The following is a 13280-nucleotide window of genomic DNA, read 5'->3' as shown; positions in this document are numbered from 1 at the left end:
TTAGCAAACCGAATTGATTGCGACAATTCACAGTTAGCAACAGCAGGGCTCAGACCTGTTTCTGAGCCTCTGCATCGTCCGCGACCTCTACGGCATCCACTGTGACTTCAACCACATCGTCGTCTTCCGCAGGCTCGACTGTTTCGGGTTCTTCAGTCTGGTTTTCAAGTGCACCGACGATCAGGGGCAACATGTGAACCCCAGTTGCTGTTGAAATCTCGGGTGTCTGTGGCGTCTGCCAGCTGAGCGTATCGAAGCTGTGGCAGTTCTGACAGACAGGTCCCCATTCGGGTTGAATGTCATGACAGTTGTCGCACACCCATTGCGGGCCGCGCGGCGCGTTCAGTGCCTTGGCAAGCCAACCTTGGACAACAGCGTCCGTGGCACCCTCGCCGCGCTCAACGGCAGCCATCAATGTATAGGCCCGCGCATCACCTCGTTTTTCGACAACATCACCCAAGGCACGGCGGGCTTCGGGAAAGTCTTCGGCCACAATGTTCAGCTCGGCCAGGATCAAACGAGTTTCCATGTTTTCAGGATGAACGCGGGTCAGTGCCGTGAAACGCCTGACCCTTTGTTCCGGGGTTTCATCCGGCTCGATCTCGGCAAAGGCATGGGCCAGATCCGGATGCGGACGAACCTCCCACGCTTTTTTCAGGATCTTGGTCGCTGCCCGGGACTTCCCCTTGGCGATATACGCGCGGGCCGCCATTGCGGCGGCAGGCACCAGATCGGGCGACAGGCGATTGGCTTCGATCGCGCGCTCCTGTTGCTCGACAGTTGCGCCCTCATCCAGGATTCCTTTGGCTTCGGACAGTGCCAGAACCGCATCGCGGCGTTTGAATACGTCGCGCGGCAGATACCCTGCTTTCAATTTGGACGTCAGCGTCGACCGGGCACCGGCCCAATCCTGCGCCTTGGTCTGCAAATTCAGCAGAACATCCTGTGTTTCTTCGTGGCGCGGTTTGATGGCCAGTGCCTTTTCGGCCAGCTTGCGGGCGGTTTCATCATCCCCTTCGGCAAGCTTCTGTTTCATGATACCACGCACCCCGACAAACCGGGTCGCACTGTTTGTCACCAGTTTCTTGTAGGTGTCCGAAGCTTTCTTGGTGTCACCCGTCATCTCGGCAGCCTGGGCCACCAGAAGATCCGTCAGTTCCGGCTTGTTCAACAGCTTTTCGGCCTTACTGGCCTTGGTCATGGCTATGCGCCCTTCGCCCGAGGCCAACGCCATCAACCCATCGGCCAGCGCCTGATAGCCGCGCTGTTCCCGACTGCGGTCGAAATAACGCGACAAGGCGGTTTCGTCGCCGTTGAGGAATTTGAGCGTCGCAACCAACAGGCTGAGCAGTTTGAAGAACAGCCAGACGGCAAGCACCAGAACACCCAACGCAATCACCGACTGAAGCGGCCCAAGGGTGAATTCCGTGCCCGCGACGGTGATCTGCACCCCACCGCTGGTTTGCATCAGGAAGTGACCGCCCAGCGCCAGCAGGCCGATAATCGCAACAAAAACGAGGATCTTAAACAATGACCACAGCATGGCAGGTCCTTCAGTTCGAGTTCAGGCTGGAAGCCAGCGTATTCACGGCGTCAACGGCGGCGGCTCGTACCCCGGCCGCCTGCTCCCAATCGGCCATCGCAGCCTGCGCCACTTCGGGAAGTGATTTCAGTTCATTCAAAGCTTTGGTCAGGTCGCCATCTGCCAGCGCAGCCTGCGCGCGCGACAGAACAGCGTCTGGACCATCACCTTCCTGAGGCGTGACGGAACGGGCGCCCGTTTGACGTTGCAGGAAGGCGACCAAACCCGTTCCTTTGTCAGCCTCGCGCGCCTCGGCCAATGCATTTCGCGCCGCAGGCTCGAACGACGCCCGAAGCGCGGTCAGTGTTTCCACGCCTTTTTCCGACGGGCCGGACAGGGCGTCCGGCACATTCACGCCGCCTGCCTTCAATTCAGCAACCAATTCCGAAAAAGGCTGGCCGGTATCCAGCTGCCCACGCAGGCGCGCCAGAGTGGCAGCATTCGTTGCGGCTTGTGCTTCTGCCGAGGCTTTCGCTTCAAGGGCCTGAGCGTCCGAAACCATTTTTTCGACTTCAGCCCGTTGCGCTGCCAGCGAATCCTGAAGTTTCTTCAGTTCCGCCTCAAACGCGGCGGTTGCCTCGGGCGAGGCAGTGGAGGCAATCGGGGCTTTTTCCAGCGCAGCGATCCGTTCCGTCAATGGCGCGACCTGACCGGACAGCGCATCAACCGAGGATTTTACCGTGCTCAGGTCGCCTTCAACCGGTGTCAGCTTGTCCGACAACGTTTTGACCTGATCTGCCAGTCCAGACACATCAGGGCTGTTTGCAAGCGCCTGTGACAGTTTGGCGATCTGGTCCGACTGCTCTGTCAGCTTTGCTTCCAGCTCTGCCAGCGCTCCCGAGTTGTCCGGGCTGGTTGGCAGCAGCCCTCCGTTGCCCAGCGCGAAACCTGCAACGGCAGCCAGCGCGCCCCCCAACAGGGCCGGAACGAAACCGCCACGTTTTTCAACTACGCGTTCGACGGTCTTTTCAGTGACCGGGGCTTCGGCTTCGGCTTCGGCTTCGGCTTCGGCTTCGGCTTCGGCTTCGGCTTCGGCTTCGGCTTCGGCTTCGGCTTCGGCTTCGGCTTCGGACAGGTCTTCTTCTACAGGTTCAGCCGGGTCAACAGGCGTATCGTCCTGCCGCAGATCAGTTTCGACTGCATCATCCGCTAGGAGGGGTTCCACCGGCTTTTGATCGGATTTCTTCTTACCAGCCACCGCAATATTCCCCTTATCGAATCCAAATTCAGATTAATAACAGCCCAGGTTAAGTTAATCGGGGACCTCGCCACCCTCAACCCGCAACACATGTTTCACAAGCTTTTTAACAGCTTTACGCATTTTCTTCGGTGTCGGATGTTTTGCAATCTTCAGGTGCTCATAGTCCAAAGAATAAAGGGGGTCAGCCGTAGCCTGGCTGATCGCAACCAGCCAAAGGGGGGCTGATCCGGCCCAAATATCGGCAAAATGTCGCGCCGTGCGCGGCGAGAAAAGCGGAGCAATTATCGGCAGATTTCCTTCGGCGGCCTCGGTGGCCTCGGGTGTTAGCGGCAACAACCGCTGCTGATAGACTGGCTGTTCCCGAACGGTCAGACCAGATTCGGTCAGGCTGCCAGCGACATTGCCCCGTGTATGCTCACCCCGCAGGTGCAAAAGGGGGCTTTTGGGCCGATGCTTGAGCAGATGCCCGACCAATTCTTCTGCCGTGGTTCCAACCATCTTGGCCTGCCACCCATGCCCTTTCGCGGTACCGGTTGTTGCGGGTCCCACGCAATAGGCCGGCAGAGTGCGGTCAACACCTTTCGAGACCGCCGCATTTACCGCATTGGCCGAAGTAAAGATCAACCCCTTTACACCTTTGGTATCCACCGCAACTGGCAGAGGCCGGATTTCCATGATCGGCGAATAGAGGACCTGAACCCGGGATCTGACGCGGGTTGGCAGCTGCTCGACAAACCTTTCCGAGGCGGAGCGGGGGCGGGTCATCAACAAAAACAACGTGTGGCGCCTTGACCCTTCAGGATTGTTTGCATCCGCGCAGGGTGATACCCCGCCGTATATACATGATGCAACGGATCAGGGTGATGGTGCAAACACTTACCGTATTGGGTTTGGAAAGCAGCTGTGACGACACAGCCGCAGCTGTCGTGCGCCAGACCGAAGGTGCCAAAGCCGAGATCCTGTCTTCTGTGGTGCACGGTCAAACCGATCTGCACAGCGCCTTTGGCGGTGTCGTACCCGAGATTGCGGCCCGTGCGCATGCCGAAAAGCTGGATGTCTGTGTCATGCAGGCGCTGGAGGCCGCCGGTCTGTCACTTCGCGACATGGACGCTATTGCCGTCACCTCCGGGCCCGGTCTGATCGGAGGGGTCATGTCCGGTGTCATGTGCGCCAAAGGGCTGAGCGCCGCCACGGGCTTGCCGCTGATTGGCGTCAATCATCTTGCCGGTCACGCCTTGACACCCCGCCTGACGGACGGCATCGCCTTCCCTTACCTCATGCTTCTGGTGTCGGGCGGCCATTGCCAATACCTGATCGCCCATAGTCCCGAGCAGTTTGCCCGCCTGGGCGGTACAATCGACGACGCACCTGGGGAAGCCTTTGACAAGACCGCTCGCCTGCTGGGCCTGTCGCAACCCGGCGGCCCGTCTGTCGAGGCTGAGTCCCGTGATGGTAATCCCCAGCGGTTCCGCTTTCCCAGGCCACTGCTCGACCGGCCCGGCTGTGACCTGTCTTTTTCGGGGCTGAAAACAGCGTTGATGCGGATGCGCGACCAGATCGTGGCCGACAAGGGTGGGTTGACCCGTCAGGACCGTGCTGATCTGTGCGCAGGATTCCAGCAGGCCATAGTGGACACATTGGCCGAGAAAACCCGCCGCGCGATTGATCTGTATCTTGATCACAACCCTGCTGATCCCGTTGTCGCGGTCGCAGGTGGGGTGGCAGCGAATTCGGCCATTCGGACAGCGTTAGAGTCTGTTTGCGCCCAGCAAGGCGCTCGGTTTACGGCACCTCCGCTGGCTTTGTGCACGGACAATGCCGCGATGATTGCCTATGCGGGTCTTGAACGCTTTCGCACCGGCGCGCGCGACGGTCTGGACCTGATTGCCCGCCCCCGCTGGCCGCTGGATCAACACAGCCCGGCCATGCTGGGCAGCGGTAAGAAAGGGGCCAAGGCATGAACATATCTGTCCTGGGATCCGGCGCGTTTGGTACCGCTTTGGCGATCTCGCTATCAGGCAACGGGCCAGTAACGCTATGGTCCAGAAACGCCGATCAGGCGCGGCAGATGTACGAGACGCGCGAAAACTCCACCCGGCTGCCTGGAGTTTCCTTACCCACGAACATCGCCGTAACCGCAAATATCGCTGAGGCGTCGAAGGCTGACATTCTGCTTTTGGCCGTTCCTATGCAGCAATTGCGAAGCGCCTTGCAGGATCACGCCCCGGTGCTGCGCGGCAAGACACTGGTCGCTTGCTGTAAGGGGATAGAGTTGGATTCTGGCCTCGGGCCCGTTGCGGTCATCAGGGATGTTGTCCCCGACGCCCCGATCGCTTTGCTGACAGGGCCCAGCTTTGCTGATGACATAGCGCGCGGTTTGCCCACTGCGTTAACGCTGGCTTGCGGTGATACGAATCTTGGCAAAGCATTGCAGATCAAACTGGCCACTGCGAACCTGCGCCTCTATCGGACCACTGACACCATAGGTGCTGAACTTGGCGGGGCGCTGAAGAACATCATGGCCATCGGTTGCGGCGCAGCAATCGGCGCGGGGCTGGGGGACAGCGCCCGTGCCGCGTTGATGACTCGCGGTTTTGCGGAAATGCAGCGCTTTGCCGCCCTGCGTGGCGCGCGTCCTGACACCCTGATGGGCTTGTCCGGGCTTGGAGATCTAGTGTTGACCTGTTCCTCAGAGCTGTCCCGAAACTACCGTTTTGGTCTTAGTTTGGGCCTGAACCAACCATTTGACCAACATACTACTGTCGAAGGCGTCGCCACCGCGCGCGCCATGTCAGAGATTGCCGTTAAGGAAGGGCTGGACATGCCCATCAGTACAACGGTGGCGGATCTGAGCCATGGTGCCTACAGTGTGACCGAGGCCATCCAAAACCTGCTCAATCGCCCACTCAAGGAGGAATAACATGCTGATCGCACTCATCGCCCGTGACAAAGCCGGGGCACTGCAAACCCGGTTGGACAATCGCGCGGCCCATCTGGCCTATATCGAAGAAACGGGTGTTGTATCGCAGGCAGGGCCGCTGCTGGATGGCGACGCCATGATCGGTTCGCTGGTTGTGCTCGACGTCGAAGATCTAGCTGCTGCGCAAAACTGGGCAGATAATGACCCCTATGCGAAGGCTGGATTGTTCCAGTCGGTTGAACTGATTCCCTGGAAAAAGGTGATCGGCTGATGGCATATTGGCTATTCAAGTCCGAACCTTCGACCTGGAGCTGGGAACAGCAAATGGCCAAGGGGGATAAGGGCGAGGAATGGGACGGTGTGCGCAACTATCAGGCGCGCAATTTCATGCGTCAGATGGCCATTGGGGATTGGGGGTTCTTCTACCACTCTCAAAAGGACAAGTCAGTTGTTGGTATTGTCGAAGTATGCGCCGAGGCACATCCCGACAATTCCACCGATGATGAGCGCTGGGAATGCGTGGATATCAAGGCCGTCCGGTCCTTTTCCAAACCCGTGACACTGGACCAGATCAAGGCCGACGAACGGCTTGCCGAAATGGTGTTGGTGAAAAACTCTCGTTTATCGGTGCAGCCGGTAACTGACGATCAATGGAAGGCGATATGCGCCTTGGGTGAAACGCAGCCGGATTGACCTGCCGTCCTGTACAAGGTGCAAAACTTCTCAAACGCCCGGCAAGGTGTTATGTTTCCAAGGGCTACGCCGGGTAGGGACCTGAAGGTTATAATTGCTCTGGTCGTAACCGCTTGGTGTTGTTCGGATAAATTCGATATGTTTTGAAAGTTTGAACCCCGTGTCTGACACTGAAAACGGCAACGGGACACTCGATAACACCGTTGCTGCGAAAAGCACGAGAACCTGGGAAGCGCGCCTCAAAGAGGCGCGGGAGAAGCGCGCGTCGGTGCTTGCGGGGGCGCAAGAAGAGGCGCTGAAAGAACCTGCTTCGACCTCTGCGCAATCGGACGTTCTGCCCCCACCGGACGATACAGATACTGAGCAGATCGTTTCCGAACGGGTCCGCTCGCTAAATCTGGACAAGCCACGCGTCAGAAAAAAACGGAAAACTCGGGTCGCGTTAGTACTGGTTGCCCTTTTGTGCGGGGCCGCCTTGCAATGGGTCATTGCAAATCTTTTAGATGACTGGCCAACCGCAGACGCAGAAGATCAGGCCGTTCTGAATGCGCTTTCTGAAACCTTTCTGGCCCCCGAAGAACCGCCTGAGGCCGCAGCCACCAGCCTGCCGGACCCGAATGACGCCCCTACGCCAGAGGATCTGTTGGTTTCAGGGCCCTCCGAGCCTGAGCCTTTCTCAATCCCCGCCGACGTCAGCGAACCCTTGGACAAGCCAAATAGCGAGTCCGTCGATCCGGTAATTTTGGATCAATCCGATGCAACGCCCGCCCAGGAACCGGAAAACACTGTCATGCCGGAAAGCGAGTTTGCAACCGGCCCGAATCCTGAAGCGGCAACGGAGAAGCCGGAAGTTTCCTTAACGCCGCCCAAGATTTTCATTCCTGCCCAGATGGAACCCATGTTGGCCGTCGCAACTGCTTCAGACATTCAAGCCGCGATTCCTGCCTTGTATGATCCACGATTTCGCAATCTCAATCCGCTGAACAAGGGCGGATTATCGCAGACATCACAGATAGCCCATGATCCCATTCCGCAAGAGATCGACACACCCGCCAATCGACCCTACACCGAGGTGAAACCGCTTCTTTTGGCGCCAGCCATTGGTCTGGAGGTCTCGCTTTTTGTACCGTCGAGAGTTTCGCAAGAGACCAGCAACCGGGCATTGGAACTGCTTGCCCGAGGTCAGGCAACAGTGGTGGCAACAGCTCGGGTGGGATACCGGGTCCGAGAAACCCAGGTCCGGTTTTACCATCCCGATGACGCCGAAAACGCCGCGATGGCCGCCGATGCACTTGGGGGTATCGCACGGGACTTCACAAGCTCGGGCAGCAAGACGCGCCCGGGGCGGATCGAGGTTTATCTGGAAGGCAGCGGCGGAAATGCGGACGACAATTCAACCGTTCAGCCTGACAGCGCAGAAAACCTTATCGCGCGTATCCTAAAAGAGTTCAGATGAGTAATGAGGGAAGGCCCTGACGATGCAGAACCTTCCCTACCCCCGCGTGCTCCCTACTCACCACACGCGTATGGAAATGTCTGGTTCTGACCGTCCTGGTCACGGTTCGACCTTAGCCCAACCGTGCCCGACGTTTCAAATGCCAAGTCCTTAAAAAACAACTCAAATACAAAACGCCCGCCGGGAAGACGACAGGCGTTTCAGGAATGCGCGGAAAGATCAGCCGTAAACGGCTTCTTTTCCGAAATGCTTGGTCAGCATGTAATAGACCACGGCGCGGTATTTGTTGCGCTCGGACATGCCATAGGTTTCCATGGCTTTGTTGATCGCTGCCATCAGCTCGGGACCATCGGACAAGCCCAGTTTCTTGATCAGGAAGTTGTTTTTGACGGTTTCCAACTCGGACTCCTGGCTGGCTGCAACAGTTGCCGCATCTGCGTCATAAATCGCCGGGCCGCAACCGATTGTGACCTTGGTCAGCAGGTCCATATCGGGGTTCATCCCACACTTGTTTTTCAGATCTTCAGCGTATTTGGCGATCAGCTCGTCGCGCTTGCCCATGTCCTAATCTCCTTAATCCGTTAATCCGGCACCAATCACCGATAGCCGAGATTAGACGTGTCACAGGTCTGCCAAAAAGGACAAAAAACTGCGTTTCCTCCCCCTTAACGGGGGCTGGAAGGCACAGGATGCAAGACCTATCTGCAGTACCCCCAGCCAGAACCTTGCAGGTGGAAATGATCCGCGTGCAAGCGATTGAAGTCCGGGCCCAGAACCACACGAAACCAGTCGCACGCGCCCCGCCAGATCTGTCGCAGGAACGCGGGTTCGGCGCCAGAGCCCTGCCAGTCCTTTAACAGGGTCAGCACGCGGCCATCGCTCGTCTCTACACCGATGATATCGATCGAGTCCGCACGGGCATGGCTGCTCCATCCGTTGTTTTCACCCTTCAGGGTGCGCATGCGCCTGCAATTGTAACTTCCGACATGGCGCAATCGGGCAATACCGGTTCCAAGCAGTTCGTGCGCGACCGGCTGCACGACATGGTGTTCCCACATCGCCAGCCGCAATGTCGTGGCGCAACTGGTTTCAACGGCTTCGATATGCGAGGTGGCCAGTCGGGTCAGAAGGCCGCGTGCGGCAATGCCACAGTTCTGGTCAATGACCAGATCCTCCATCGCCTCGAAATGAACCCCCGCTTCGGCCAACGTAGCCCGACACTGGGTTTCGTCCGCCACGGCGCGGTTCAGTTGATACCTGGTGACCGGCGTGACCGGCGCGCTGACTTTCAGGTCGCGCAACGGGTTCCAGTGCGATGGCACCGGTGTCTTTGGATGCGCCAACAGCACCCAGCCGCCGCCGCCCAGCACGATCACCACAACCAGAACCCTGAAAACAAAGAACGCCGCCGAGTAAAGAAACCGGCGGCGACCGTTGTTCTGCGTCATCGTCAGACGACAATCAGTAGCGGTAGTGTTCCGGCTTGTATGGACCTTCCGGTTTGACACCGATGTACGCCGCCTGATCCGCATCCATCTTCGTCAGCTTCACGCCGATGCGATCCAGATGCAGGCGGGCCACTTTTTCGTCCAGATGCTTGGGCAGGATGTAGACCTTGTTCTCGTACTGGTCACCTTTGGTGAACAGTTCGATCTGTGCCAGAACCTGGTTGGTGAACGAAGCCGACATCACGAAAGACGGGTGACCTGTGGCATTGCCAAGGTTCAGCAGACGGCCTTCAGACAGCAGGATCAGACGGTTGCCCGAAGGCATCTCGATCATGTCCACCTGCTCCTTGATGTTGGTCCACTTGTGGTTCTTCAGGCTAGCCACCTGAATCTCGTTGTCGAAGTGACCGATATTGCCAACGATGGCCATGTCCTTCATCTCGCGCATATGCTCGATGCGGATCACGTCCTTGTTGCCGGTGGTGGTGATGAAGATATCCGCGCTGGCAACTTCGTCTTCCAGCAAGGTCACTTCGAACCCATCCATCGCAGCCTGCAGCGCGCAAATCGGGTCAACTTCGGTCACCTTCACGCGCGCACCTGCACCGCGCAAGCTGGCGGCCGAGCCCTTGCCCACGTCGCCATAGCCGCAAACCACGGCAACCTTACCGGCCATCATGGTGTCGGTGGCGCGGCGAATACCGTCAACAAGCGATTCCTTGCATCCGTATTTATTGTCGAATTTCGACTTTGTGACCGAGTCATTCACGTTGATCGCCGGGAACGGCAGGTGGCCGTCTTTCACCAGCTGATACAGACGGTTCACGCCGGTGGTGGTTTCCTCGGACACACCCTGAATCTGGTCGCGCATCTTGGTGAACCAACCGGGGCTGGCCGCCATACGCTTGGCGATCTGCTTCTTGATCACCTCTTCCTCTTCCGAACCCGGAACAGGGATGACGTCTTCGCCTGCCTCAGCACGCGCGCCCAGCAGGATGTACAGGGTCGCGTCGCCACCATCGTCAAGGATCATGTTCGGACCGTCTTCGAACAGGAAGGATTTATCCAGATAATCCCAATGCTCTTCCAGTGTCTGACCCTTGATGGCGAAGACGGGAATGCCCGCCTCGGCAATCGCGGCGGCGGCATGGTCCTGAGTCGAGAAGATGTTGCACGACGCCCAGCGCACATCCGCACCCAGCGCAACCAGCGTTTCAATCAGAACGCCGGTCTGGATGGTCATGTGCAGCGACCCAACGATACGCGCACCTGTCAGAGGCTTGCTGTCCCCATATTCCGCACGCAGGGACATCAGCCCCGGCATCTCGGTTTCGGCAATGTCCAATTCCTTGCGGCCGAACCCGGCCAGCGAAATGTCTTTAACGATATAGTCCACGGCCATCAGGCGCTCCATTTTCGGTAAATCACAGTCCCGGCTGCCCCTAGCACTCCTTGGGGCAGGTGGCAACTTTGAAGACTGTTACCGGAAGCCTGCTGGCCGCTTTCAGCTTGGCGTGCCTTCGATTTTTATCTTTGGTATCGCTTCAAAAAAATCGGTGCCAACGGCAACAATACAACTGATCCCGTTCGCATTGGTTACCAAAACGGTATAACTGCCCGTTTCCTTCGAGGCCCAGACCTCCATCACAGATTGCGCGTCGCGCGTCTTTTGCAAACCGCCAAAGGCCAATTCCTCGGCGTAGTTTTCCTGCAATTTGGCGACAATATCGTCGCGATCTGCGCAACTTCGGGCAAAAGCTGGTGGGGCGGTCGCGGCCATTCCAAAGGTCAGGGCAATGGCGAATAAACGCTTGAACATGACAAACTCCTATCGTTTCGCGTTTCACGGTCGAGAGGAGCACACCGGGAGAAGCATGTGCCCCCCTCGGTTTTGATGTCGGGATCATGGCGCGCCGTTTCAAAGCACAAATGCTCAAGAAACTGTTGGCAGCAAGTGATCCAGACAGGTACATCATAACACAAAAATATGGCGCAATCGCGTCCGGTCAGGCGAGGCATAGCAAAATGGCAACACAACCCAGAGCATGGCAGCGCATGTTATCGGGGCGTCGGCTGGACCTGCTGGATCCGACCCCGGTGGATATCGAGATCGAAGATATCGCGCATGGGCTTGCTTTTGTGGCACGTTGGAACGGGCAGACACGCGGCGATTTCGCCTATTCAGTCGCCGAGCACTCCCTGTTGGTTGAGGAGCTCTTTGGCAGAATTGCCCCCAAGACACCCGTCAAATGGCGGTTGGCAGCCCTGTTACATGACGCGCCGGAATACGTGATCGGTGACATGATTTCCCCGGTCAAATCCGCCGTCGGCCCCGGCTACGGCGCCTTGGACGACCGGCTGGCGGCGGCGATCCACATTCGGTTCGGCCTGCCCGCTGAGGTGCCAAAAGCGGTGAAACGGCAGATCAAGAAGGCCGACAAAATCAGCGCCTGGATGGAGGCCACCCAAATCGCAGGGTTTTCTGACGCTGAGGCAACGAAATTCTTTGGTCGCCCGGATAAAGCGGTGATGGAGGGATTGGAGATTACGCTGAGACCACCGGTCGAAGTAAGGAAAGCCTACACAGATCGGCACACAGTGCTTCTCGCGCTACTTTAGCGACGTGCAACCTGAACAGCTAAAGGTAATGGTGAAATGAGCGCGAAACGACCGATTGGGAACCGGATCTTGCTTGCAACAAATTTGGTGCTGATCCTGGCGCTAGCAGCCGTGTTGATCAGAACTGGGTATCTGGCGAAGACAGTACGCAAGCTTACCGGAGCGCATACTCCCGTCACAGAAACTAAACACTATCAGACAATGGTGTGGCTGCACAAACGACCGATTTCCCAAGCTCTAGCGTCGCCGAATATTCAAATCGCATTTATTGGTGATTCCATCATCGAGGGATGGCTAACCAGCAACATCGTTTCAAACGCATTGAATCTGGGAATCAGTCGGGACACAACCCAAGGCTTAATAGCAAGGGTACACCCGGAGCTCATCACTCATGTTCCGGTCTGGTACTTGGGTGTTGGGGTTAATGACGCCCTGAACGACACACCTCTGGAGGAGGTTCCGAAATATGTTAAGCAGTTAGCGGATGTGTTCACCTCCGTAGACAGATTGATCTGGCGTGCCGTTCTGCCTGTCGCAAGCGAAACTTGGACTATCGAAAACGAAACGTTTCGAACCACCTACAACATTGCAGCACAACAAGCTTGCTTGGAGATGGGAAACTGCACGTTTCTCAACTCCCCTCCCGGGTATAGTGATAACATCGACAAGTGGACATCGGACGGCCTACACCCCAATCCAATCGGTTATCGTCACCTGACACAGCAGCTTTGCGCTGAAATAAAGTGTTCCCTTCAGTGACGCTGAGTGGGGTTTTTTGCGGTGATTAGGTTATAGTCTCAACGCGGACTGCGCTTAGCCAGTATCCGCTGCAAGGTCCGGCGGTGCATGTTCAGCCGCCGTGCGGTCTCACTGACATTCCGGTCGCACAGCTCATAAACCCGCTGGATGTGCTCCCAACGCACGCGGTCCGCGCTCATCGGGTTTTCCGGCGGCGGGGGCAATTCGTCACCCTTGGCCAGCAGCGCATTGGTGATGTCGGTGGCGTCGGCGGGTTTCGACAGATAATCGGTTGCGCCGATTTTTACCGCGGCGACTGCGGTCGCAATCGCCCCGTACCCGGTCAGAACCACAACCCGGCTGTCAGGGCGCTTTTCGCGCAGAACCTCAACCACATCCAGACCGTTGCCATCCTCCAGTCGCAAGTCAACAACTGCGTAAGCCGGTGGGCGGGCGGTGGAAATTGCGCGGCCTGCAGCGACGGAGCCTGCGGTCTCAACCTCGAACCCACGCTTTTCCATGGCCTTGGCCAAACGTCTCAGGAACGGCTCGTCATCATCCACCAAAAGCAGGGATTTATCAGGGCCGATATCAAGCTGAGAACTGTCTGCCATATGTTAGGT

The 13280-nt window shown here is 57.7% G+C and carries 15 protein-coding genes; 7 read left to right on the top strand and 8 right to left on the bottom strand.

The features are described from left to right. Window positions 1–49: 49 nt before the first annotated feature. Genes ACR0BZ_RS09275 through ACR0BZ_RS09265 form a run of 3 tightly spaced genes read right to left on the bottom strand, consistent with a single transcriptional unit; the run spans window position 50 to window position 3548 of the window. Entirely contained in the window at window positions 50–1543 is a 1494-nt protein-coding gene (locus tag ACR0BZ_RS09275; RefSeq protein WP_480920069.1) for a heme biosynthesis HemY N-terminal domain-containing protein, read from the bottom strand. A 10-nt stretch (window positions 1544–1553) separates the two neighbouring features. Next, window positions 1554–2780 (bottom strand): COG4223 family protein, encoded by a 1227-nt coding sequence (locus ACR0BZ_RS09270; protein ID WP_480920068.1) that lies wholly within the window; start codon window positions 2778–2780, stop codon window positions 1554–1556. 54 nt (window positions 2781–2834) lie between these two features. Next, on the bottom strand, window positions 2835–3548 hold the full coding sequence (locus ACR0BZ_RS09265; protein ID WP_480482621.1) for a uroporphyrinogen-III synthase: 714 nt from the start codon (window positions 3546–3548) through the stop codon (window positions 2835–2837). A 98-nt stretch (window positions 3549–3646) separates the two neighbouring features. On the opposite strand from ACR0BZ_RS09265, the gene tsaD reads away from it, so the two are divergent. The 5 genes from tsaD (at window position 3647) to ACR0BZ_RS09240 (ending at window position 7852) form a co-directional block, all read left to right on the top strand. Next, window positions 3647–4744, top strand: coding sequence for a tRNA (adenosine(37)-N6)-threonylcarbamoyltransferase complex transferase subunit TsaD (tsaD, locus tag ACR0BZ_RS09260; RefSeq protein WP_480920123.1), 1098 nt, complete (start codon window positions 3647–3649; stop codon window positions 4742–4744). Further along, entirely contained in the window at window positions 4741–5703 is a 963-nt protein-coding gene (locus ACR0BZ_RS09255) for an NAD(P)H-dependent glycerol-3-phosphate dehydrogenase (RefSeq protein WP_480920067.1), read from the top strand. The genes tsaD and ACR0BZ_RS09255 overlap by 4 nt, the downstream gene beginning before the upstream one ends. Before the next feature lies 1 nt (window position 5704). Then, entirely contained in the window at window positions 5705–5974 is a 270-nt protein-coding gene (locus tag ACR0BZ_RS09250; protein ID WP_480482615.1) for a YciI family protein, read from the top strand. Continuing rightward, on the top strand, window positions 5974–6396 hold the full coding sequence (locus ACR0BZ_RS09245) for an EVE domain-containing protein (RefSeq protein WP_480474453.1): 423 nt from the start codon (window positions 5974–5976) through the stop codon (window positions 6394–6396). Before ACR0BZ_RS09250 ends, ACR0BZ_RS09245 begins: the two co-directional genes overlap by 1 nt. A gap of 160 nt (window positions 6397–6556) precedes the next feature. Continuing rightward, window positions 6557–7852 (top strand): hypothetical protein, encoded by a 1296-nt coding sequence (locus ACR0BZ_RS09240; RefSeq protein WP_480920066.1) that lies wholly within the window; start codon window positions 6557–6559, stop codon window positions 7850–7852. A gap of 219 nt (window positions 7853–8071) precedes the next feature. Here ACR0BZ_RS09240 and ACR0BZ_RS09235 read toward each other — a convergent pair whose 3' ends face one another. From ACR0BZ_RS09235 to ACR0BZ_RS09220, 4 genes are all read right to left on the bottom strand, one after another. Next, window positions 8072–8413 carry a DUF2853 family protein gene (locus ACR0BZ_RS09235; protein ID WP_267366309.1) on the bottom strand — a complete coding sequence of 114 codons (342 nt, stop codon included), beginning with the start codon at window positions 8411–8413 and terminating at the stop codon, window positions 8072–8074. A 137-nt stretch (window positions 8414–8550) separates the two neighbouring features. Next, window positions 8551–9300, bottom strand: coding sequence for an extensin-like domain-containing protein (locus tag ACR0BZ_RS09230; RefSeq protein WP_480920065.1), 750 nt, complete (start codon window positions 9298–9300; stop codon window positions 8551–8553). A 13-nt stretch (window positions 9301–9313) separates the two neighbouring features. Then, window positions 9314–10702, bottom strand: a complete 1389-nt coding sequence (ahcY, locus tag ACR0BZ_RS09225) for an adenosylhomocysteinase (RefSeq protein WP_480773112.1) — start codon at window positions 10700–10702, stop codon at window positions 9314–9316. Window positions 10703–10804: 102 nt separating this feature from the next. Then, a complete protein-coding gene (locus ACR0BZ_RS09220) occupies window positions 10805–11119 on the bottom strand; it encodes a hypothetical protein (protein ID WP_480486861.1) in 315 nt (104 codons plus the stop codon). Window positions 11120–11325: 206 nt separating this feature from the next. Here ACR0BZ_RS09220 and ACR0BZ_RS09215 point away from each other — a divergent pair, with 206 nt between their 5' ends. Together ACR0BZ_RS09215 and ACR0BZ_RS09210 are read left to right on the top strand one after the other, a co-directional pair. Next, complete coding sequence (locus tag ACR0BZ_RS09215) at window positions 11326–11919, top strand: HD domain-containing protein (RefSeq protein ID WP_480506833.1); 594 nt, start codon at window positions 11326–11328, stop codon at window positions 11917–11919. 36 nt (window positions 11920–11955) lie between these two features. After that, on the top strand, window positions 11956–12678 hold the full coding sequence (locus ACR0BZ_RS09210) for an SGNH/GDSL hydrolase family protein (RefSeq protein WP_480559136.1): 723 nt from the start codon (window positions 11956–11958) through the stop codon (window positions 12676–12678). A 38-nt stretch (window positions 12679–12716) separates the two neighbouring features. Here ACR0BZ_RS09210 and ACR0BZ_RS09205 read toward each other — a convergent pair whose 3' ends face one another. After that, window positions 12717–13271, bottom strand: a complete 555-nt coding sequence (locus ACR0BZ_RS09205; protein ID WP_050604676.1) for an ActR/PrrA/RegA family redox response regulator transcription factor — start codon at window positions 13269–13271, stop codon at window positions 12717–12719. Window positions 13272–13280 lie beyond the last annotated feature (9 nt).

This window comes from Ruegeria sp. P8 (assembly GCF_056534665.1).
Note: the sequence above shows the minus strand (reverse complement) of the source record. Positions and strands in the feature narration are given on the sequence as shown.